The organism is Akkermansia sp. BCRC 18949 (assembly GCF_045011645.1).
GTDB classification, from domain to species: domain Bacteria; phylum Verrucomicrobiota; class Verrucomicrobiia; order Verrucomicrobiales; family Akkermansiaceae; genus Akkermansia; species Akkermansia massiliensis.
In genome coordinates this window covers 1,367,711-1,390,361 of the sequence record NZ_CP123619.1, presented here as the reverse complement: position 1 = coordinate 1,390,361, position 22,651 = coordinate 1,367,711, and the positions used below count along the sequence as shown (strand labels likewise).

Genomic DNA, 22,651 nt, shown 5'->3' with positions numbered 1-22,651 from the left:
TTTTATTTATAGGTGGTGAATTTCTTGGGATCGAAGGCTTCCCGGATGGCCTCCCCGATGAAGGTGACGAGCAGGAGGGTAATCACCAGGGCGGAGAAGGCGGAGGTGACCACCCAGCTGGCGGAGAGGTCCGCCAGGCCGTCATTGAGCAGGCGCCCCCAGCTGGCGTACGTGTCCGGAAGGCCGAAGCCCAGGTAATCCAGGGAGGCCAGGGCCAGAATGAGGGCGGAGACGCTGAACGGAACCAGCGTGACCAGGATGGCGACGAGGTTGGGGAGGATGTGGACGAAGAGGATGCGGCTGGTGGAAGCCCCCAGCACGCGGGCCGCCGCCACGTAGTCGCGCGCCTTTTCCTTCATGGTGGAGGTCCTGAGCTGGTAGGTCATGGACATCCACCCGAACATGATGAGCAGGCTGATGATCAGGAACATGCCCTTCATCTGGAGCGGCACCATGTCTGAAATGATCATGATGATGAACAGGAAGGGAACCTGGGAGAAGATTTCAATGAGGCGCTGCATGCCGAGGTCAAACATGCCGCCGAAGTAGCCCATCATCATCCCGAAGGTGATGCCGATGAAGTACACGATGGGAAGGTAGAAGATGGCGGCTTTCATGTTCACCTGGAGCCCTCCGTACAGGTACGCCAGGATGTCCGCGCCCTGGGTGTTGGTGCCCAGCAGGTGGCCTCCCTTGAGGGGTGGGGCCGGGTGGTAGAAGATGCGGCTGATTTTGTTCTCGTCCGTCTGTTTCAGGAAGTCCTCCTTGGTGCCGGGGCCGCTGTAGTGTTCCGCTACGATCTGGTTGTTTTCATACGTGGCGCTGTACACTTCCGTCCGGTCTTCCAGCCAGCCGGTGGCGCGGTCCACCTTTTTCCCCTTGCGGAATTTGTAGCTGATGTGGGGAAGGGCTTCTTCATCCTTGTGCAGCCGGGAGGCCAAGCCGGAATACGGCTTGCCGCTGGACTCGCAGACCAGGCCGTCTTCATTCACCGTCAGGGCTTCAGAACCGGGATTGGTGGAATCCCCCGTGGGGTCGTACGGCACCAGGGGCATGATGACGAGGGAGGGTTTTCCCGGCTGCCCTGCCTGTTTTTTCAGTTCGCGGTAGTTGGCTTCCGCATCCGCAAAGTCCCCGGTCTGGCCGAAGGTGGAGCCTTTGTAAACCTTGCGCATGATGGCGGGGAAGTACCAGGAGCCGTCCTGCACGACGAGCAGCGCCCGTTTGCCCACCAGGCACTGGTCCATGCAGGCCAGCAGCGTCAGTACGAGCAGGATGATGAGGGAGACATAGCCGCGGGAGATGCTTTTAAAGCGCTGGATGCGGCGTTTCGTAATCGGCGTGGGATGGAAGCGGCGCGGCCCTTTCAGCATGATCCAGAAGCCGACCCCGGCCATGACCAGCACGCAGGCCCAGCCGAACCACAGGAATTTTCCCTGCGGCGTCAGGATGCCGCCGTTGTTCTGGTCCGTGCAGACGATGTTGAGCATGCTCATTTCACGCGAGACGGTGAAGGGCCAGCTCAACGTGGGCAGGAGCAGGCCGCACAACTCTCCCACGGCAGTGAGGACCGCCAGAATGACCAGAAGGTATGCCAGTTTTCTAACCATGTGTGTTATTCAAATTTAATGCGCGGATCCACGGCGGCTACGATGATGTCTGAAAGCAGGTTGCCCAGCACCATCAGGAAGGAGGTAAGCAGCAGCGTGCCCATGATCAGGGCGTAGTCCTTGTCCATCAGGGCCTGGTAGCTCAGCATCCCGAAGCCCTGGATATCGAAGACCTTTTCCACCAGCATGGAGCCGGCCACAATAAGGCTGATGAGGCTGCCCAGCGTGGAGGCAATCGGGATGAAGGAGTTGCGGAAGGCGTGCTTGATAACGGCCCCCTTGAAGCTCACGCCCTTGGCCATGGCCGTTCTGATATAGTCCGCGGAAAGGTTGTCCATCAGGTTGTTTTTCATCATCATGGTGGTGATGGCGAAGGAGCTGACTACATAACAGATCAGGGGAAGCACCGTATGGTGCAGCAGGTCTCCGGCCTGTTGCCAGAAGCCCATGTCCGCAAAGTCCGGAGACGTAAGCCCGCAGAGCGGGAACCATTCCAGACGCGCGCCCAGATACACCACCAGCACGGCGCCCAGCGCAAAGCCGGGCACGGAGTACCCCAGGAAAATCAGAACAGAGGAGATGTTGTCCACCAGGCTCTTGTGGCGGATGGCCTTTATTACTCCCAGGGGAATGCAGACGGAATAGGTAATAATGGCGCTCAGGATGCCGAAGTACAGGGAGACGGGAATGCGCTCCTTAATCATGTCCCACACTGGTTCATTGTATTTGAAGGAGTTGCCCATGGTGCCCTGGAGCAGCCCGTCAAAGCTGGTCTTATACATCACGGCGCGCCAGGCATAGCCGCGCGCCTTGTCCCTGACGGCTTCCGTATTGTCCGTCTGCCTCATGCGGCGCGCCCAGCGTTCCGCGCGGTCCATGGGGGATTCTATGTCCACGGTCCAGCCTTCCGAGGCGGCTTTCCGGGACGGAGTGCCGGAAAAGAAGGCGTCCTTCACGCTGTCGGAATCCTTGTCCTGGCGCACTACGACGACCTGTTCTCCCGTTTCATTCAGGTTGATCCGGGTGTGCGTATCGGAAATGCCGGAATATTCATCTTCCTTGTCCGCCGCTTCCACGCCGCCGATCTCCCCGAATTCCTCACGGGAAATGAAAATCTTTTTTGGGAGCACTCCCAGCCATTGCAGATAAGCGGTGATGATGGGCTCCTGAAGGCTGTACTGTTCCTCCAGGCGCTCCATATCCGCTTCGCTCAGGTTATTGTCGCCGCGCTGGGACCCCGCCTTCTGGCCGGACAGGGCGCTCATGCTCTGCTGCTGCATCATCTGCTCAATGGGACCTCCCGGAACAAAGCGGGTTATGCAAAAGACGAGGAACGTGACCCCCAGCAGCGTCAGGGGCATGAGAAGGAGTCGTCTGATGATATAGGTCTTCATTCGTCGCGCAGAACTCTACTGGTTTGTGGCAGGCGAGGCAAGTAGCAATGCAAATTTGTGAGCCTTTGCTAACATGCGGTTTCCCCATTTTTTCTTAATGCGGAATGGAAACAATTAAAGATTCCGCAGGATTTCAATGGAGCATCCCGTATTACCGTCAACGGTTCGCAAAACATTAAATGCCTTCTCCCAGGCGGCGCGCCAGCATCTCCGGGAGTCCGGCGGCCAGAATGCGCCTTTGCGCTTCCTCCACGTCGTATTCCACGCGGCGCTGGTAATAAACCATGCTGTCCACATCAAGCACGCCGTAGGCGGCGCGGGGGTCTCCGTCCCTGGGCTGGCCGACGGAACCCACGTTAATAAGGTACTTGTTGGTTTTGAGAAGCTGGATGTCTCCGGATTCATATTCCTGGATGCTCCCTTCATGGCGGATGAAGGTGCGGGGGACGTGCGTATGACCGTTGAAGCACAGGAACTGATTGTCTCGCAACATGTTGATGCTGTGCGTGGCCGTGTCCACATTCGTGACGTAGGACCAGGAATTGGGCTTGTCCTGGGTGGCGTGCACCAGAACGATTTCATTGGGCAGGATACGCTGGAAGGGGGCGCGGCGAAGCCACTTCTTCTGTTCTTCGGAAAGCTGCTGGCGCGTCCATATCAGGGCTTTGTACGCCACGGGGTTCATGCCCGCCGGATTGTCTTCCCCAATGGCTTCCTCATCATGGTTGCCGCGCACGGTGGGAATCTGGCGTCCGCGGACGAACTCAAGGCATTCGGCCGGATTGGCGTTGTAGCCCACAATATCACCCAGGCAGTAAACGGCGTCGCATTGAAGCTGTTCTATATCCTTCATCACCGCTTCCAGAGCGGGCAGATTGGCATGGATGTCACTGATCAGGGCTATTCTACTCATGGTGTTGTGGAGAAAAAGCATAGCATCTTTCCGGGGCGTTGCCAAGCGCCTTCAGCGGAGCGGTTAAAGATTAAAGGCCGGAAATTAAAGTTCATCCCAGCCGTCATTGAAAAAGCGCCCCTTTAAAGGAGGAGCTCCTTTTAATTTATCTTTAGTCTTTTGTTTTTAGTCATCCGTTTTTGCGGGAGGCAAGGCCTCCAAGGCCTCCCTCAAGCCGTCCACGGGGTATTTCAGGGAATTGGCCAGGTGGCTGCTCATCAGGTCGCGGGCAATCTCGTCCGTCGGGAACAATTCCCGGAAGGGAACGCGGTCTTTTTCAGGCACTTTCAGCCTGTTTTCCAGGACGAAAATATTGCTCACCAGGCTGGGCGTCCGGTTCCTGGGATCCTTGAACAATTCCCGGCCCAGCTCCAGCGCCTCGCGGGATTTGGAGGGAACGCGGACAAGCGCATAAAACTCCTTGCGCGCCGTCAGGGGCGGCGCTCCCAGTTCCCGGGCCTTGCGGTAGGCTTCCGCAGCCTTTTCAAAATCCGGCTGGCGGTAGGTATCGCTGTACATGTTGCCCAGCAGGGATTGCAGGTACCAGCTGTCCGGGTTGGCGCTGATGCCTTTTTCCAGGAAGCTGCGGCCCTTCTGGATGTACTTCCGGAAGCCTTCCCTTCGTTCCATGGGAGAAAGCCGCTTATTGTCCAGATAGCTGGAGGAGGCGTTATTGCCCAAATGCCACGAACCGTTGTCCCAGTAAAAGTCGGAATGGGGGGCAAGAGAGGTGATTTGGTTGTAGCGGCGTTCCAGATTGGCCCAGTCGGAAATCAGGAAGCAGTCGAAGGCCTCCATGCTCAGCACGGCCGCTACCAGGGAGCGCAGCCCCCCCAGGGAAACCATGGCGAGCTGCTGTTCCAGATAATCGGAGGAGGAGAGCTCCACCGGGTCATCCAGCAGCCCCGCCGCCTTCTCCTGCTCCAGAATACGGTTCTGCAAAGGCAGGCGGATCATGCCGAAGCCCAGCAGGGCAATGATGAAAATGACGATGGTTTTCAGCATGATGTTACAAAAAGTGGTGAGGCTCTTTACCCCAGAGAAAGATTCTCTAGAATTCTCATAGCTCCTTCATTCCTATTTTCTTTAGATAATAATAGATACCATCATAAAAGGAGGATTGCCGAGTCAAATCCGCGTCACATCCCTCCGGGATAAAAATCACGAATCCCTGGCGTGCTCGTGTCAATAAGACGCGGTAGGTATTTTTAAGATAGAGCTGTGCGTCTTTTTTACAAACCGTTTTCCAACTAGAACCTGTAAAATTATAAGCTTTAAAATGTCCTTTTTCTATGCGGTAGTCTGCATCCCATGCAACGATTGCCCAGTCAATTTCTAGCCCTTGAATATCAAATTCGGTGGCCGTGTCTTCGAGGAAATAGGAGGAACGAATATCCTCCTTATCATTTAAAAACCAGTTTTCTGCTTGAATATTACTCTGTACCCAGATTCCAAATTGGCGTAAACGTTTGGCCCCAGAGCTAGCGATGAGTCCATAACGTTCCGTTCCTCGGGCTTGGGCTCGTATCCATTCTTGGGCTTTTTCCAGGCTGCGGGTAATCGTGATGGGATAATTAGGCGATAGAGCAGAGTAGAGCTGTTGGGCTACTGGTAAATTTTCGTCCAATAATGATTTTACAAACGCAGAAACTCGTTCATTCCGGAAAGAACGGAGTGAAACTGAAAGATGGAGGTTTGGTTCCCGATAGAGGCGTAATCCCGTAAAGAGATGTTCAAGTGGTTTTCCGTGTGTATATTCCACATCAGAGATTTGGGGTGATACATAAACATTCCAATGTGGAAAATGGTCTCTTAGTGCGTCAAACCAAGCTAGCAGCCCTGCTTCTCCAGTATGTATCTCTTGACCACCTCCGATTAAGCAGATGATAACCGTCCAATCTTGGTGGCGATCCATTACACTGATAAGAAATTCAGGTTCAGACATGTTCCAGGCGGGAACATGGCGTTTTAACATAAATTTGGCCGTTTGTTCTTTTGTCCAAGCACGTTGTGCTTCGTCAAAAATGGCTACTTTCTCCGCAGGGACTTGTTCTGAAGGAGGCAGATAAGCATCACGAAAGTGGTGAATGTTTTGGATAAAGGCAGCAACTTTTCTTTTAGATGCTGTCTTTGTTATTTTACCTTTAAAACGTTTGATTTCATCTCGTGCTAGAGCTTCTCGTAAGACAGCAACCAAAGGACCATTACCGGAAAGAAAGACCGCATGTTCTTGCTCATCATATTGATGCCGCTCATTTGCAATATTGAGGCCTACTAACGTTTTTCCAGCACCAGGTACGCCAGTGACAAAGCAAATGGATTTTTCATGATGCTGCTTACTCTGCTCAATAATGCGATTCAGTGCCTTTGTGGTGAGGCTAAGATTGTAAGCTCCGGCATCACTACGTGAAATTTCTTTAACATCATGTCCACGGTAAAGTGCTTGAGCTGCTTCAATAATCGTGGGAGTAGGCATGTATGGTGAAGTTAACCATTGTTCAAAATGGAATGCCTCATCGCACAGAGTGCTAGTCAGCTTTGTTAAAGTAGGTCCTAAGGTGTTATCATTACAGAGGATAGGATGATAAACTCCGTCTTGACCTACTGTAAGTTGATGTTCCTTAGAAGGAGCATGGGTACAAATTACCAAAGGAACAATTTTCTTTTGATGGCTTTCTTGATGGAAATACTTTAAAGCTAGTGCATAGTCTACAACCTGGTCAATAGCATGTCTGGGATAAGATGATTCTCCTACTTTAAATTCAAGGACATAGAGAATACCTGCACAGGCGATGACGACATCTATTCGTTCTCCGATGCGGGGAATGGTGTATTCAAAGGCTATTGAGCCAGCAGGAATATCTTTAAGAACGTGTTGGAGTGATTTGATTTCGTGAACAAAGGAGTTGCGCGAATTTCGATCTAGGTCAAATGGTGTATGAAAAGCAATCTGCCCTAAAATTTCTTTTAGAGATTGGGTACAAAAAGACTGTAGGTCATTGGAATAATAAGACCGTTGCATCATCTTTGGTAGTAGGACAGAACCAGAATGGTCAATCCATGTTCAGGCGCTTGCGGATGTCCTTGTCCAGAAGTTCCCATTCCGGCACGGATGCTCCGGCCTGTCGGGCCTTGGAGAGAGGGTCTCCCCAGATGGCCGTGTATTCGACAGGGCGTCCTTCGTTGTAGTCCACGGCGCTGGACGGAATGAAGGAGCCCATGCTTTCCGTGCGGGAAAGGTGGAATTCCACCAGATCGTCAGGCAGGGTGTAGCCGCGGGCCTTCGCCGCCCGGACCACTTCCTCCATGATGCGGCGCGCCCGGGCGACGTTTTCCGGGTTTTGATAGAGTTCCGCAATGCTGATGCCCCCCAGCGCCAGGCACAGCCCGTTGAACGGGATGTTCCAGACGAGCTTGTACCACTGGATTTGCTCCGCGGCGTCAAAGGCGCGCGTCTTGATGCCGGCGTTGGCAAACAATTCGGAGAGTTCCCCGGCCTTTTCGGAGCCTTCCGGGGAGGGAACGAAGGGGGCAAACTGGATGTTGCCGCCTTCCAGATGGTTGACGTGGCCCGGTTCCGCGCGCATGGCGCAGATGAAGCAGAGGCCCACATAGATGCGGTCAGCCGGGATGATGCGGGCGATTTCCTCCGCATTTCCCATGCCGTTCTGGAGCGTGACTACAACCGTATCCGGTCCCATCAACGGAGGGAGGGCCTTGGAAAAACCGGCATTTGCCGTGCTTTTCCAAGCGACTATGACGAGGTCCACCGGGCCGACTTCCGCCGCGTCCCGGTACACCTTGAGCCGGGGCAGGGAGATGTCTCCATGCAGGCTTTTCACTTGCAGGCCGTGTTCTTTCAGGTAGCCGTATTCCGAACGTACGATGAAGGAGACGTCCTGGCCGGATTCCTGAAGTCTGGCTCCGTAGTAGCAGCCGAGGGCTCCGGCTCCCAGAATGGCGATTTTCATGGTGTGCGGTGAAGGTGTGTATCTTGTATTGAGATTGCCTAGAGGCCCTGAACGTTGCCCTTGTTGTCCAGATAGATGTGCATGGCGTTCGGTGAGACGGGCAGGGCCGGCATGCGCATGATTTCACCGCAGAGGGCCACTAGGAAGCCGGCTCCGTTGGCAATTTCAAAGTCACGCACAGTGACGGTGAAACCGGTGGGGCGGCCGCGGAGACGGCCGTTGTCGGAAAGGGAGTTCTGGGTTTTTGCCATGCAGATGGGCAGGTCCGTCAGGCGGCTGGCTTCAAACTGGGCCAGCTTCTTTTTGGCCGCGGGCGTCAGTTCCACTCCGTCCGCTCCGTAAATACTGCGGGCGATGATGTTGAGCTTTTCTTCCACCGGAAGGGCGGATTCATAGAGGGGCTTGAAAGGAGCGGAGGGCTTGTCCGCAGCTTCCACCACCATTTGGGCCAGGTTTTTGCCGCCTTCTCCTCCCTGGGAGAAGATGTCCGCAATGGCGCAGGGAATGCCGCGTTCCGCACAGTGTGCCACGATGGCGTCCAGTTCCTCCTGGGAGTCGTCAAAGAATTTGTTGACGGCCACCACCACGGGGCGCTTGTAGTGGGCGGCGGCGTCCAGATGGGCGTCCAGGTTGGCAAGGCCTTTTTTCAGTGCGGCCACGTCCGTGTTTTTCAGGTCCGCCAGGGCGGTGCCTCCGTGCATTTTCAGGGCGCGCGCCGTGGCTACGATGACGATGGCGGCAGGGTCCAGTCCGGATTGGCGGCACTTGATGTCTAGGAATTTTTCCGCGCCCAGGTCAAAGGCGAACCCGGCTTCCGTGACGGCATAGTCCCCAAAATGGAGGGCCATTTTGGTGGCCAGCACGGAGTTGCAGCCGTGGGCGATGTTGGCGAACGGGCCGCCGTGCAGGAAGCAGGGCACCCCTTCCACGGTCTGGACCAGGTTGGGCATCAGGGCGTCTTTCAGAAGGGCCATGACGGAGCCGGTGATGCCGAGTTCCCTGGCGAATACGGGCTTGTCGTCCGTCGTGAAACCGATCACGATGCGGTTGATGCGGTCTTCCATGTCCTTGCAGGAGGTAGCGAGGCAAAGGCATGCCATGATTTCCGAAGCCGGGGTGATGTCGAAGCCCGTTTCACGCGGGAAGCCCTGCTTGTTGAGTCCCACGATGATGGAGCGCAGGGAGCGGTCATTCATGTCCATGACGCGCTTCCACGTGACTTTGCGTTCGTCAATGTTCAGCGTGTGGAAGAACATGGCGTTGTCAATGATGGCGCTGATCAGGTTGTGGGCGGACGTGATGGCATGGAAGTCTCCCGTGAAGTGCATGTTGATTTCATCAGGCGGCGTCAGGGAGCTTTTACCGCCGCCGGTAGCGCCGCCCTTGCGGCCGAATACCGGGCCCATGGAGGGCTGCCGAAGCGCCAGGCAGGCTTTTTTACCGATGGCCTGCAACCCCTGCGCCAGACCGATGGAGACGGTGGTTTTCCCTTCTCCGGAAGGGGTGGGCGTGATGGCGGAAACCAGAATGAGTTTGCCGGGTGCGGCCGGCTTGTCCAGTACTTCCAGCGAAATCTTGGCCTTGTTGCGGCCGAAGGGGATCACGTCGTTTTCATCGACGCCCAGCTTGTTGACACAATCGGAGAATGCAGGTGTGACCATGAATGCATGATGACGGAAGCCCCCTCTTTTTGCAAGAAGGTTCATGGGCATTCATGTGGCGGAAACGTGGATGTTTTCAACCATCATGGGAGTGGGCCCAGGGAAATCCTGGGTTCAAGGAGGGTATGGGCAGAGGGTGCGCGGGAGAGGGAAAATTGGGCGGTGCAGGCACCGTTGTTTTTCAAACCGTGGGAGCGTGTCCTTCCACTATGTTTTCTAATGAAAGCGTTCCGGGAATGAGGGCCTCTGGACCTTATAAAAATTTCCCTGAAACCAGGGTATTTCAGGAAAGAAACCGATTTGAAGGGTTACCGCTTCAGCACAGGGCGGTAATGGCCCGTGATGGTATGGGAGAAGAGGAAGTCTTCCTCCTGCGCACCGCAACCGACGTTGTGAATAATCAGCGGCGTTCCTTCCTTCGTCTTCCGGTCGGAAACGATGCCGATGTGGGGAACACTGTCGGACAGGTTCCACGTAACCAGGTCGCCGGGCTTGTAGTCCGCCGCGGTTTCCGTAATGGGAACGGACCATCCCTTCCGGGCAAAGAAGGCGCGGAGATTGGGAACCCTGCGGTGGTCAATGCTGCGGTCCGTGGTTTTCAGGCCCCATAGTTTCGGATATTTGGAGAAGTGGGCCTTCATGTCTTCATGCACGGCTTTCTGGAGGTCCAGGCCGAAAGCCCTCATGGCTCGGATGACCACGTCCGTACATACTCCCGTTTCCTTGGGGACATCCCCGTTGGGGTAGGGGATGGTTTGATAGCCTCCGTTGTAGGAGACTGTTACTCCTATCTGTTCGCGCGCCTTGGCGGCCAGTGCGGCGTTGTCCGCCATCAGGCACGCGGAACAGGAAAGGAAGAGGAAGGTGAGAAGGGCGGCGGGTTTCATGGGGTAGTTGGGCTAGGAAAAGGGTAAAAATCAGACGAAGCTGGCAAAGCCGATGTCCGGACGGCGCTGCATGCCGTCAAATTTGACCTTTTTGGTTTCGTTGTGGGCACGCTGGCGCGCTTCGGAAAGGGATTCCCCCTGCGCCACGACGGCCAGCACGCGGCCGCCGTTGGTTTCATAACAGTTTTTGTCCGCATTCCATTTGGTGCCGGCGTGGTAAACGGAGGCATTCGCAACGTCGTCCAGCCCCTGGATGGCGTCGCCGGAGCGGGAGGTTTCCGGATATCCCTTGGAGGCCAGCACGCAGCAGACGCTCCAGCCGTTTTGGAAGGAGATTTCTTCCGGAGTGAATTCTCCCTTGGCCCCATGCAGGCAGAAGGAGGCCAGATCCCCGGAGAGCAGGGGCATGACGGCCTGGCATTCCGGATCCCCGAAGCGGCAGTTGTATTCAATCACCTTGGGGCCGTCCGGGGTCAGCATCAGGCCGAAGTACAGGAAGCCGCGGTAGGGCAGTCCGTCCTTTTTCAGCCCGGCTACCGTCGGGGCCACGATTTCCTCTTCAATGCGTTCCAGCATGTCCGGCTCCACAAGCTGGCGGGAGGCCACCGCGCCCATGCCGCCCGTGTTGGGGCCCGCGTCGCCTTCCTTGAGGCGTTTGTAGTCCCGCGCCGGGCACAGGATGAGGTAGTGGTCGTCCACCAGGGCTCCGAAGATGGAGACTTCCGGCCCGGTCAGGAATTCTTCCACCAGCAGGCGGCCTTCACCGAAGCGCCTGTCCGTAAATACTTCTTTCAGGAAAGAGTCCGCTTCTTCCTTGCTCATGCAGACGGCCACGCCCTTGCCGGCGGCCAGGCCGTCAAATTTGAGCACGGTGGGGTAAACGCCGCCGATGAATTGCCGGGCTTCCTCCAGAGTGGCGGCCACACGGGCCTGCCCGGTGGGGATGTGGTGGCGGAGCAGGAATTCCTTGGCAAATTCCTTGCTGGCTTCCAGCTGGGCGCTTTCCTTCATCGGCCCCCAGCAGGGAATGCCCACGCGGGCGCAGGCGTTCGCCAGGCCTTCATCCTTCACCAGATAGCTTTCCTCCCCGGCTACGCAGAGGTCCACTTTATTGGAAACCATCCAGTCGATCAGCGTAGGCAGATCCCTGGCGGGAATGGGGGCTGCCAGACGGTTGATGGCGTCACTCCCCGGGAAACAGTACATTTCCGGTGCGGAGGGAGATTCCTTGAGCGCCTTGACCAGTGCGTGTTCACGCCCACCTTTTCCAATAACGGCTATTTTCATACGCGGCAAGTATGCCGGGACGGACTGATTTTGCCAAGCTGAAATGAACGGGGAAGGCACTCCCGGCATACGGTTTTTTCCGTGCTGCTCCAAGGGGCTTTCATGATTCAGGGGACGGCTGTGGAATGTCTGCGTGCCCCTGGGCGGTGTTTTGCTTCCGCGGGGATCCCGGCCATGAAAAAGACCGCCTGACACGGAGGAAAGGCGGCCTGTGAAAAGAAGTTGTTTGTCCTGGCTTTAGAACGGGATTTCGTCGTCCATGTCTCCAAAGTCGCTGGACGGCTGGTTGGAGGGAGGCATGGGGGGCGGATTGTAGTTCTGGGCCGGACGGGACTGCCCGTAGTTGTTGGAGCGGGGAGCTCCCTGGGGCTGCTGGCGCGGAGCGCCGCCCATGTCGCCTTCACCGCCGCGGGGGAAGAGCTGGATGTTTTCACCGATCACGCGCAGCTTGGTGCGCTTCTGTCCGGAGGCCTTGTCTTCCCAGGAGTCCAGTTGCAGGCGTCCTTCCACAAAGACTCCGCGGCCCTTGCTGAGGTAGTTGCCGGCTACTTCCGCCTGGCGGTTCCACAGGGTGACGTCCACAAAGGTGGTTTCCTCCTGGCGTTCGCTGTTGTCGCCCGCATAGTAGCGGTTGATGGCGAGGCGGATGTCCGTGACGGCGGTGCCTTTGGGGGTGTAGCGCAGCTCGGGATCGGCGGTCAGGTTGCCCATTAAGAAGACTTTGTTGAGATTGGCCATATGGGGTGGGTGTTAACGAGGTGTGTGATAACGTATAAGAAAGGTGCCTTGCCGTTTGGGAGGCGTGTGGCTGGTCGCTAGCAACTATGGCCCTGCACGTGATTTTGTGCAATACTAAATTGCGGAATCGTTCTTCATCATGTCTCCTTTCTACATTGCATTCGTCATGGAACCGTGAAAACTTCACCTCCATGAGTTTCAAGCAACGGCGGCGAAACGGACTGTTCCGGGTTTCCTGGAGCATGTGCCTTTTGCTGTCCGTGCTGGCGCACCTGTTCCTGCTGGCGGGAAGCTACTTGGTTCCGGAGGAATGGCTGGCTTCCCCGCGCCCGGCGGAAGCGGCGCGGCGGCAGGTGGTGGTGAGCGCGCGCATGGTGAAGAAGGTGGAGCCTCACCCGGAGGGCCGGAGGCAGGCGCCGAAGGAGCATCTGCCTGCCATCGTGAAGACTAATGAGGAGCAGGAAAGCGCCACCAGGCCGGAGGCCCCCAAATTCCAGAGCAACAGAAACACGCGTGCGGAAGGCGGCCGAAAGGACCCGGACAGCAGCAGGGACATGCCTGCCCAGGACGGCGTGGAGCGCGAGAATGGGGAGATTGTCCTTTTTGACCAGAATAGGCAGGATGGCGACCTGAGCCATGAACGGGACGGCAACAAGAATGCCGCTCCCGGAGCGGCCGCCAACGTTCCCTACCAGCCCCTGGAGCCGTCCATGCCTCCCGCGGGCCATCCGGATTCCGTAGACCATTCTCCCAACAGGGAGGGCGTTCCGGGCAAGGCAAGCGAGGAAGGACTGGCCCGGCAGAACCGCCGCCCCGCGCAGGAAAGGGCCATGCAGCTTCCGCATGCGGTGACATTGCCCCGGCCCGGTGAACCGGAGAAGCCTGACGCCCTTCAGGAACTGGCCAAGAGCATTGCGAAGGGGGCGGACAATCCTCCCCTCAATCTTCCCAACCTGAACCTGCCTCCCAATACGAGGCCGGCGCAGAAGCAGCCTTTATACGACCCCATGTTTAACGCGGAGAGCCAGCCCGGCTTCAAGACGCATGAGCAGAAAACCAAGCAGACGGGCAAATTCAGCTTTGGCCGCCGCCCGACACTGGATGTGGAAGCCACCCCCATGGGGACGTACCAGGCGATCGTTTACCGGGCCATCGGGGAGCAGTGGTACCGTCAGTGTGACTTGAACCGCGACCTGATCGTCACCGGAACCGTGCGCATCCGCATCCTGATTAACAAGAACGGCAAGGTTTCCTCCATGAGGCAGACTTCCCGCGTGGGAGCCAGCGAGGTCCAGAAGTCCTTCACCTTCCTCGCCATTAAACTCGCCCGGCTGCCCGCGATGCCGCCGGAGGTGAGGAACGCGCTCGTCGGGGATTCGCTGGAAATGTACTTCGACTTCAATTTTTAACAACCTACCATCCTACAACAACATCATTCACTGATACTTCACCATGAACTTTATCAAGGACTGCATCACATTCTTCCAGGCAGGCGGCGTTTTCATGTATCCGCTGGCGGCCTGTTCCGTTCTTCTCATTGCGGCCATCATTTACCGCATGTTCAATATGAAGAGGAGCACCATCTGTCCCGCCAGGCTGACCCGGGCCGTGGAGCAGTATACCCGCGGGGCCTTGGAGCGCAGCGAACTGGAGAGGATGGCCGCGGATTCGGGTTCCGTGGAGGGGCGCCTGGTGCTGGACGCCCTGAATTCTCCTCTGGAGGATGAAGCCGCCCTGAAGGAGATGATCCAGGTGAAGGCCCGCGAGGAGTTCGTGACGCTCCAGGCGGGGCTTCCCCTGCTGGACATGATTGTGATGATCGCCCCCATGTTCGGTATTCTGGGGACTGCCAGCGGCCTGGTGCAGATTTTCAGCGTTTTCGGGATGGATGAGAGCCACGGCATGATCGCGCAGGGGATTGCCCAGGCGCTGAACACCACGATTGCCGGTCTGGCCATCGCCACTCCCGCCGTAATCGCCCACGTTTATTATTCCCGCAAGCTGGAGCGCATTTCCGCTTCCATGGAAGTCCTGCTGACGGAGCTGATTTCCTTCCGCTGCCATCATTCCCAACGCTGAACAGGCCATGCAATTTTACCGCAAGAAAGCAAGAACCATGGGGGTTCCCATCGTCCCCATGATTGACATATTGACCATTCTGCTCATCTTTTTCATCGTTCACACCCAGTGGAAAAAGCCGCAGTCCCTGCTGAAAATAGACGTGCCGGGCGCGGAGTTCATGGAAGGGGCTCCTTCCACGGAGCAACGGGCCGTCCTGGCCGTGACGGGGAAATCCTCCATTTCCCTGAACGGGAACCTGGTGGAGATGAATGAGCTGGCCGCCGCCCTGGAGTCCCTGAAAAGGGAGAAACCGGACGTCAAATTGCAGCTTGACGTAGATAAAAAGGCGGAGTTTGGCGTCATTGTCGGCATTTGGGACGCGCTGACGTCTGTGGGTATTGACGCGGGGGATGTTCCTGCCAGAATAGAAATCAACAAATCCGGCGCACAGTAAGCGCCTTAACACATATATACTCCCCTCCCTCCCGATGTTATTGGAAATCGCACAGTATGGAAATCCGGTATTGAAGGAAAAATGCCGCCCCGTAGAACATTTTGACGACGGCTTGAAAGCTCTGGCGGAAAACATGCTGGAAACCATGTACGCCGCAGAAGGCATCGGCTTGGCGGCTCCGCAGGTGAGCATTCCCATTCAACTGGTGGTGATTGATATTCCGGAGGAGGAAGAGTCCGTCACCTGGCTGAAGGTGAACGGGGAGGACAAGGAGCTTTCAGACATCATGCCCCTGATGTTTGCCAATCCCGTCCTGGAGCCTTACGGGCCCATGCATCCCTTCCATGAAGGCTGCTTGAGCGTGCTCAAGATACGCGCTTCCGTCGTGAGGCCGGATTTTGTCAAAGCTACGGTGCTCCTGATAGATGGAAGAGAAGTGACGATTGACTGCAACGGATTGCTGGCGCGATGCCTGCAGCATGAATGCGACCATTTGAACGGCATCCTGTTTGTGGAGCGCGTTTCTTCCGCCCAGAAGATCACCCTGCGCAATAAATTGAAGCGCCTGGCTACCGGGTATTGACGGTTTCCCGGATCGGGATCGGGCCGCCTATTTGGCGAAAAGTCCCGGCGGCGGGGGAAATCACTCTTGAGCTGCCGCGATAAAGCGCGGGGTTAGCCGGTCTGTTGCATCGTGAGGCATAATGGGCTGTGAAATTTCTGGACTGGGTTTCTTTCTGCACGTGCCTGAATCCCTCTCCATGAACTTTATTTTACTCCGCATCTGCTCAAGGAGTCCATTGGGGCGCGCAGAAAATCTTGATCCCTTTTTCTTCAAATAGAGTGATGATTCCTCGTGGTCCCGCTGTTTGGTTTTCTGCGGTGCAGAGAAGGGAGGAGTGTCTTCCTCCTTCCAGCTTCCCGATCATGCCAGGTCTTTCGTTTGGTCGTTGAGGTACATGGGCAGAGATGGGGGCGCAGAGGCATTGCGAACCAGTTGTCCATCCTTTCTTGGCTCTTTCTTCTACTAATGATTAAGGGCGGTTATCAACAAACGTCGCTGTCAGACGAAGATGGAAGTTCAGTCCTGTTCCTGTGGGGCTTCCAAAGAAGTATGGCCAATGCCTGGAGCAGAAGGGAGACCATGTTAAAAATGAAGATTGCAGGAAAGGAGCCGGGAAGGAGAAGCGTCACAAGGATGTTGAACAGGCTTCCGCAGAATAGAAACCTGCCGCCCAGTCGCTGAACACTTGCCCATGCTTCATTACTAATGAAGGCGTAAGGGGTGCGTATTCCGAACCATTTGTTGGGAGTTATCTTAGGGCAAACGTTGGCCAGGAGCAGAAGAAATGTGTTCAGGCTTATGAAGATGACTTTGGCTGTGTCTTCCAGGCTGACCGTATTTGCCAGGCTTGTCTTTTGAATGGTCAGGCAAAGATAGGAAGACAGGACGACCAGGAAGAATTCCGCGTACGTGGCCATCTTCGCGCCAATCCGCCTGTTGTTTTCATTCCTGCTGAAGTGAATGGGCAAAAGGATGATCAGACGGAGAATCTTCCCGATGAGGAAGCCGAGGATTCCCAGGCCAATGAATCCCAGAAGGGCGTCCATGCTGTTCTTGTCCTCAAAACGGGTGGGCATGCCGTATTCATTGAAATGTACGGCGACGCGGGCGGGCAGCCGTGACGATACGGCTGCATAGTAAGTCAGCACGGGAAACAGGGCTATGACAAGTTCGTTGAAAATTGGCCCGATCCACCAGGATGGGGAAGATTGAGCAGAGAGCGGGGTTGGCTGCATGGCGTTTAATGATTGGGCTGGGTTCCGATGATTTTGTTCCATTTTCCGGGGGATGTTTCGCGGGCCGCCTTGAAATTGCCTATCCAGACCAGTATTTCTTGAAGAACGCTCAGGTTGATATCGTAAAAGATGAATTTGCCTTCCCTGTGGTCGCGGACGAGATCGGCTTCTTTTAAAACAGACAGGTGGCGGGAGATAGCGGCTCCGGTAATACTGAAATGTTCCGCGATTTCTCCGGCCGGCATGGCGCCGTTTTTAAGTATTTCCAGAATTTCACGGCGTGTGGGGTCAGCCAGGGCTCTGAGCGTAGATTGCAGGGAAGAGGGATTATTCATTTTATATTTAACTTTAATGTTAAATATTTCTAATATGGATTCCCGGCGAGGTCAACAAAAATGAAGAGAAGGACCGAACGGGAACACTTGTTTATCACGTTCCTGCGTGTCGTGATAGCCGCTCTGATGGGATCATTCCTGAAACCGGACCGCCGTCCGCTATCCGGATATGGATTCCAAGGATTTAGTCTAAAGCTTTCCCGCACCGCAAGCCTTTGCAGCAAACTGAATCATTTGTGCGGATGGAGAACGTACGGTGGGGAGGAGCGTTCGCTGACGCTTCCAGTTTCAGGTCGAATGCTGCAAATGCTCGCTGCGCTCCAAGGGGAGCTTCAGGAGGCTGCCGCAGGGACCGGAGCGTTCTGTGATTCCCTTTTGACGCGGATTTGCAGGTCCGCCAGGGCGTTCATGTAGTAGATGTATGCGTCAAAGGCAGAGGCATACGGGGTGAAGGAGTTTTCCTTCTGCATGTAATGGAAGTGGTCCGCGCTCTGGAGCTTGCGCCAGACGTGGGTGAGGTCCTTGTCATTGGCGGCCTTGACCGGTTTTTCCAGGCGGTAGATTTTGCGGATGGCTTCGTCCTGCATGACGTTGCCGTTCCAATGGGACATGGTTCCGAAGGTGGAGCAGGTCATTTCCTGGGTGCATTCGCAGACGGAGACGGGCTTGATTTCACGCACCACTTCAGACGGGGTCATGAACCGGTTGCCGGCATCCACGCAGGCAAGGATCATGGTGCGCCAGAATTCAAAGACGCCCGTAGCGTCAGACTGGCGTTCGCCAAGCGTCTCATAGTCCATGGACAGGGTGGTGACGCTGCCCTGCTGGTGCGTCAGCCAGTCCGCGAAGGTGGTGGGGGAAAGCGGGTATTCCGGCCATTCCGGATCGGTTCTCATGATCGCCAGGTCATTGGAAAGTTCCCGGTTGCGGAAGATGGTGGTGGTGTTATAGACCCACGGGGCCAGGAATACTTCATTGCTGGTGAATCCCTTGAGCATCGCCGGATTGCCGTCCGCCATGATGCCCTTGAAGCCGAGCGTTTCCGCCTGCGCTGCAATGGCGTTGGAGTACAGCATGCCGGTGTTCATCAGCACGTCTGATTCCTGGCGGAAGAGTTTTTTAAGGAGTTCCCGGTGCTCTTCAATCTGCTCCGCAAATTCCTGCGGTGAGTAGACGGAGGCGAGGGAGTTGTAGTACGGCATCACCAGAAAGTCCACGCAGCCGGTTTCAGCCAGCTCCTTGAAGGCGGCAATCAGGTCCGGCCTGTGGTACAGGGCCTGTTCCAGAATGACGCCGCTGAGGGCCAGCCCGAAGCGGAATTTGCCCCCTGTGAGTTCGATGAGCTGCTTCATCAGCCGGGTGGCCGGGAAGTAGCAGCGTTCCGCCACCGTGCTGAGCACGCGGGCATTCAGATCGTCATCTTCATAGAAGGCGTGTTCTCCAATTTTGAAGAAGTCGTAATGAATCAGCCGGTTGGGCTGGTGTGCCACGAAAGTGAGGGAAATGTTGCTCATGTACGGGGAAAGGGCTGGGAGTTATCGTGTGGGGTGAAAAGGCGGTTCTTAGCGGTTCAGCACATGTTCGTAAACCCGGATGACCTTGTCTGCGGCGGCGTCCCAGGTGGAGGCCTTGATGTCCTCCGTGCTTTGTTCCACCACTTTCCGGTACAGTTCCTCATCCGTGCAGAGATGGACGATGTGTTCCGCCATCTTGTTGACGTCCCAGAAGTCCGCTTTCAGGGCTCCCTTCATGACTTCCGCCACGCCGGACTGCTTGGAGATCACGGCGGGAATGTTGAATTGGGCGGCTTCCAGAGCCGACAGGCCGAAGGGCTCCGATACGGAGGGCATGCAGTAGATGTCCGTGATGGAGAGGAGGTCATTCACCTTGTCTTTGTTCAGGAAGCCGGTGAAGTGGAATTTGTCGCCCACGCCCTTGAAGGCTCCGGATTCAATCAACTGGCGGAGTTTTTCCCCGGTACCGGCCATGACGAAGCGCACGTCGTCCGTCTGCTCCAGAACCTTGGCGGCAATTTGCAGGAAGAAGCCCGGACCTTTCTGGGCCGTCAGGCGTCCCAGGAAGAGCACGAGCTTTTCCGGAAATTTTTTCTTTCCCTTGAAAACCTTGACGGGGTCCGCCCCGTTGTGGATGGGGAAGATTTTATGGGGGTCTATGGCGTAGTGCCCGCTGGCGATGGTGCCCGTGTATTTGCTGACCGGAATGACGGCGTCCGCCTGTTCCATGCCGAATTTTTCAATATCGTAAATCCATCCGCGGGCGTCCGCTCCGGCGCGGTCAAACTGGGAGGCGTGCAGGTGCACCACCAGGGGCTTGCCCGTGGCTTTTTTCACCTCCACGCCGGCCAGGTAAGTCATCCAGTCATGGGCGTGGATGATGTCGAAGTCCTGCTGCATGGCGACTTTTACCGCGATTTTGGAGAACTGGATGACTTTCAGGGCCAGGTCCCCGGCATAGAGGTCCTCCTTGTTTTTGAATAGCTGGAGGTCCGCTTCATGCGTCTTGGAGAAGGTGATGCGGCCTTCCTTGGTGAACTGCACCACGCCGGATTCCCCCTCCACGGTGGTGTAGGGGTCCAGTTCAATGGGGGCGTGCTCCACCAGGGCGAAGCTGTCATAGGAATACTTCCGGTCCACTTGCTCCACTTCCCGATAGGAGACGTTGTTGAGACCTGTGAGCTGGAACCCGTCAAAAAGAACGGAAGGATCGGCCTTGGGGACGATCACTCTTAAATCCACTTTTTTTGCCAGTGCCTTGGAAAGGCCCAGGCAGGCAATGCCCAGCCCCCCGTTAACCAGGGGTGGGAATTCCCATCCTAATGTAAGAACTCGGATTGTGCTCATTGGTTGATGTGGGTTGTCGGTGTCGGGAAGGAAGCGGCCTCATGCCGTGTTGTGCACCAACGCAATAAAACCAGATTTTTCATGTTCGGTCTAGAGTAATATGAGTAATTTTGTCCTAATAATGAAAAGAAAAATGGTGGTTTAGTTCAATCTTGCGTTCGTCATGAAATTAATTTAATCTGAATCGAACGCTTTTGATTCTCTCTTCTGTTTGGCTTCAATGTGCACCTCTCCCAACATCCCTGAAAGACGAAAAACGCCCCCTCTCCGGGGGCGTCTCGTCAAATGGGAATACACCAATGCGGTTTCTAAAATAACTCTCAGCGTGTGCCTTGCGGACGATGGAATTGTCCGCGTGACGTATTTCACCGGACCAGTGCCGGAAGATGAGCCCAGCTATGCCGTCAGCCCCGGGTATTCCGCCCCCGGCGCGGAGGTCCGGGAGTATGACGAAGCCGAAGTGCATGTCATTGAAACGTCCCTGCTGCGGATTCGCATCCGTACGGAGGAGCAAAAGGTGGATTTTTACGATATTGTCACGGACGAACCCCTGCTGGCGGATGAAGGCGGCTTTGGCCGGGAGTCCAAGGACTGGACGGGGGACGCCCGCGTGTGGATACGGAAAAGGCTTCAGGACACGGAGCATTTTTTCGGGCTGGGGGACAAGCCCTGCGCCCTGAACCTGAGGGGCAAGTATTTCTCCATGTGGGGGGCGGACCATTATGATTTTCACGAGGAATCGGATCCTCTCTACAAGAGCGTTCCGTTTTTCCTCAGTCTGCGGGAAGGGAAGGCGTACGGCCTGCTGTTTGACAATACGTGCCGCTCGTACTTCGACTTCGGCGCCTCGGATGAAAAGGTGCTGGCTTTCGGGTCGTTCGGCGGCCTGATGAATTATTACTTCATTTATGACCGCAGCCCTCTGGACATCGTAGCCGCCTACACGCGCCTTACCGGCACGCCCGAACTGCCGCCGCTGTGGGCGCTGGGCTACCACCAGTCCAAATGGAGCTATTATCCGGACAAGGCCGTGTATAACCTGGTGGAGCGGTTCCGGGACCTGGGCATCCCGTGCGACGCCGTCCATCTGGACCACCATTACATGGAGCAGAAGGAGGGGTTTACGTGGGACAGGCACAATTTCCCCGATGCGGCGGGGATGGTCCGCTCTCTGGAGGAGGACGGCGTGAAGACGGTCCTGATCGTGAATCCCGGCGTGAAGATCAACCCCGCCAATCCTGTTTGGGCGGAGGGTTTGGAACGGAATTATTTCTGCCGGCGGTCGGAGGGCAATCTTTTGTCGGAGGAAGTCTGGCCGGGACTCTGCAATTTTCCGGATTTCACGGCCCCGGCCGTCCGCAGCTGGTGGGCGGACCTGTTCAGGCATGATCTGGAAGAGGTGGGCGTGCGCGGCCTCTGGAACGACATGAACGAGCCTGTCGTCTTTCCGGACCGCACGTTCCCGATGGATACGCGGCATGAGTACGACGGCATGCCCTGTTCCCATGAAAAGGCCCATAACATTTACGGGCAGTGCATGGCGGAAGCCTCCTGGCTGGGCATGAAGCGCCACGCTCCGGACAGGCGTCCCTTCCTGCTGTCCCGGTCCGGTTTTGCCGGATTGCAGCGCTTTGCCGCCACCTGGACGGGGGACAACCGGTCCAGCTGGGAGCATTTGAAGCTGGCCAATTTCCAGTGCCAGCGGCTTGCCGCCTCGGGCATCTCCTTCGCGGGGGCGGATGCGGGGGGCTTCATGGGGCATCCCACGCCGGAGCTGTTTTGCCGCTGGATGCAGATGGCCGCGTTCCACGGGCTTTTCCGCAATCATTCCTCCGGGGAATTCGGAGGCCAGGAGCCCTGGGTGTTCGGACAGGAGGCCACCGCATACGTGAAAGCCGCCATTGAGGGCCGCTACCGCCTGCTTCCCTACATTTACACGCAGTTCCGCCGTTACGCGGAGACGGGGATGCCCGTGCTGCGCTCCCTGGCCCTTCAATGCTTCAGGAACAGGGACACCTACTGGCGGGGGGCGGAATATTTCTTCGGCGACCATCTGTACGTCATTCCCATCCATGAGCCGCAGGAAGGCGGCCGCTTCCTCTACATCCCGGAAGGCGTCTGGTATTCCTACCACACGGACAGCCTGATGGAGGATACCGGAAAGGACGTCTGGGTGAAATGCCCGCTTTCCTTCCTGCCCGTGTACGTGCGCGGCGGGGCGGTCATTCCCCATTGGCCGGTGCAGCAGCACGCAGGCGAACTGCCGCGGCCCCCGCTGACGCTGGACGTCTGGTGGGCGCCGGATGAGGAAGTGGCCTCCCACCTGTATGAGGATGCGGGGGACGGCTATGCGTACCGGAACGGGGAATGCGCCGTTCATGAGTTCCTTTACCGCGGCACCGGTTCCCATTCCCTGGAACTGGCGTGGAAGTGCGAAGGGGACCCCTGCGCGTTCCATGAGTCCGCGGAGGTTGTTCTGCACGGCCTGCCTGCCGGGATTGCCCTCAGCGCGCGCATGGACGGCGTTCCCTGCCGCGGCGTGGCGAGGGATGGTCGGGTATGGAGAATCCCGGTAGAGGGCAAGTTTGAGACGCTTTCCGCCTGCTGGACGGAGGAATAAGGCTTTTTCCCCGGCACGGA

The 22,651-nt window shown here is 56.6% G+C and carries 19 protein-coding genes; 5 read left to right on the top strand and 14 right to left on the bottom strand.

Annotated elements, in window-relative coordinates; genetic code table 11:
- Nucleotides 1-2 precede the first annotated feature (2 nt).
- From P8A25_RS05765 to P8A25_RS05720, 10 genes are all read right to left on the bottom strand, one after another.
- Nucleotides 3-1,610, bottom strand: a complete 1,608-nt coding sequence (locus P8A25_RS05765; protein ID WP_022398362.1) for an ABC transporter permease subunit — start codon at nt 1,608-1,610, stop codon at nt 3-5.
- A gap of 5 nt (nt 1,611-1,615) precedes the next feature.
- A complete protein-coding gene (locus tag P8A25_RS05760; protein WP_022398361.1) occupies nt 1,616-3,004 on the bottom strand; it encodes an ABC transporter permease in 1,389 nt (462 codons plus the stop codon).
- Between the two features lie 175 nt (nt 3,005-3,179).
- On the bottom strand, nt 3,180-3,917 hold the full coding sequence (locus tag P8A25_RS05755) for a metallophosphoesterase (RefSeq protein WP_215443326.1): 738 nt from the start codon (nt 3,915-3,917) through the stop codon (nt 3,180-3,182).
- Between the two features lie 165 nt (nt 3,918-4,082).
- Nucleotides 4,083-4,961 carry a hypothetical protein gene (locus P8A25_RS05750; protein ID WP_022398359.1) on the bottom strand — a complete coding sequence of 293 codons (879 nt, stop codon included), beginning with the start codon at nt 4,959-4,961 and terminating at the stop codon, nt 4,083-4,085.
- Nucleotides 4,962-5,016: 55 nt separating this feature from the next.
- Nucleotides 5,017-6,978: a DNA/RNA helicase domain-containing protein gene (locus tag P8A25_RS05745; protein WP_404838801.1), complete on the bottom strand. Its 1,962-nt coding sequence runs from the start codon at nt 6,976-6,978 to the stop codon at nt 5,017-5,019.
- A gap of 31 nt (nt 6,979-7,009) precedes the next feature.
- Nucleotides 7,010-7,927, bottom strand: a complete 918-nt coding sequence (locus P8A25_RS05740) for a 2-dehydropantoate 2-reductase (protein WP_215443328.1) — start codon at nt 7,925-7,927, stop codon at nt 7,010-7,012.
- A gap of 38 nt (nt 7,928-7,965) precedes the next feature.
- On the bottom strand, nt 7,966-9,588 hold the full coding sequence (locus tag P8A25_RS05735; RefSeq protein ID WP_251827984.1) for a formate--tetrahydrofolate ligase: 1,623 nt from the start codon (nt 9,586-9,588) through the stop codon (nt 7,966-7,968).
- A 308-nt stretch (nt 9,589-9,896) separates the two neighbouring features.
- Entirely contained in the window at nt 9,897-10,475 is a 579-nt protein-coding gene (locus P8A25_RS05730; RefSeq protein WP_215443330.1) for a DUF1287 domain-containing protein, read from the bottom strand.
- A gap of 30 nt (nt 10,476-10,505) precedes the next feature.
- Nucleotides 10,506-11,762 carry a phosphoribosylamine--glycine ligase gene (gene purD, locus P8A25_RS05725; protein ID WP_215443331.1) on the bottom strand — a complete coding sequence of 419 codons (1,257 nt, stop codon included), beginning with the start codon at nt 11,760-11,762 and terminating at the stop codon, nt 10,506-10,508.
- A gap of 237 nt (nt 11,763-11,999) precedes the next feature.
- Nucleotides 12,000-12,500 carry a single-stranded DNA-binding protein gene (locus P8A25_RS05720; protein WP_102722020.1) on the bottom strand — a complete coding sequence of 167 codons (501 nt, stop codon included), beginning with the start codon at nt 12,498-12,500 and terminating at the stop codon, nt 12,000-12,002.
- Between the two features lie 191 nt (nt 12,501-12,691).
- Here P8A25_RS05720 and P8A25_RS05715 point away from each other — a divergent pair, with 191 nt between their 5' ends.
- Genes P8A25_RS05715 through def form a run of 4 tightly spaced genes read left to right on the top strand, consistent with a single transcriptional unit; the run spans nt 12,692 to nt 15,598 of the window.
- Nucleotides 12,692-13,909, top strand: a complete 1,218-nt coding sequence (locus P8A25_RS05715) for a hypothetical protein (RefSeq protein WP_102722021.1) — start codon at nt 12,692-12,694, stop codon at nt 13,907-13,909.
- A 43-nt stretch (nt 13,910-13,952) separates the two neighbouring features.
- Nucleotides 13,953-14,579 (top strand): MotA/TolQ/ExbB proton channel family protein, encoded by a 627-nt coding sequence (locus P8A25_RS05710; protein WP_022398351.1) that lies wholly within the window; start codon nt 13,953-13,955, stop codon nt 14,577-14,579.
- 7 nt (nt 14,580-14,586) lie between these two features.
- Nucleotides 14,587-15,015 carry a biopolymer transporter ExbD gene (locus P8A25_RS05705; protein ID WP_102722022.1) on the top strand — a complete coding sequence of 143 codons (429 nt, stop codon included), beginning with the start codon at nt 14,587-14,589 and terminating at the stop codon, nt 15,013-15,015.
- Nucleotides 15,016-15,049: 34 nt separating this feature from the next.
- Nucleotides 15,050-15,598, top strand: coding sequence for a peptide deformylase (gene def / locus P8A25_RS05700; RefSeq protein WP_102722023.1), 549 nt, complete (start codon nt 15,050-15,052; stop codon nt 15,596-15,598).
- Between the two features lie 464 nt (nt 15,599-16,062).
- Here def and P8A25_RS05695 read toward each other — a convergent pair whose 3' ends face one another.
- The 4 genes from P8A25_RS05695 to P8A25_RS05680 form a co-directional block, all read right to left on the bottom strand.
- On the bottom strand, nt 16,063-16,728 hold the full coding sequence (locus P8A25_RS05695) for an SdpI family protein (protein ID WP_215443332.1): 666 nt from the start codon (nt 16,726-16,728) through the stop codon (nt 16,063-16,065).
- Nucleotides 16,729-16,820: 92 nt separating this feature from the next.
- Complete coding sequence (locus P8A25_RS05690; protein ID WP_102722025.1) at nt 16,821-17,150, bottom strand: autorepressor SdpR family transcription factor; 330 nt, start codon at nt 17,148-17,150, stop codon at nt 16,821-16,823.
- A gap of 332 nt (nt 17,151-17,482) precedes the next feature.
- Nucleotides 17,483-18,664, bottom strand: coding sequence for a glycoside hydrolase family 57 protein (locus P8A25_RS05685; protein ID WP_022398346.1), 1,182 nt, complete (start codon nt 18,662-18,664; stop codon nt 17,483-17,485).
- Nucleotides 18,665-18,712: 48 nt separating this feature from the next.
- Entirely contained in the window at nt 18,713-20,011 is a 1,299-nt protein-coding gene (locus P8A25_RS05680) for a glycosyltransferase (protein WP_022398345.1), read from the bottom strand.
- A 220-nt stretch (nt 20,012-20,231) separates the two neighbouring features.
- Here P8A25_RS05680 and P8A25_RS05675 point away from each other — a divergent pair, with 220 nt between their 5' ends.
- On the top strand, nt 20,232-22,631 hold the full coding sequence (locus P8A25_RS05675; RefSeq protein WP_251827997.1) for a TIM-barrel domain-containing protein: 2,400 nt from the start codon (nt 20,232-20,234) through the stop codon (nt 22,629-22,631).
- The last annotated feature ends 20 nt before the right edge of the window (nt 22,632-22,651 follow it).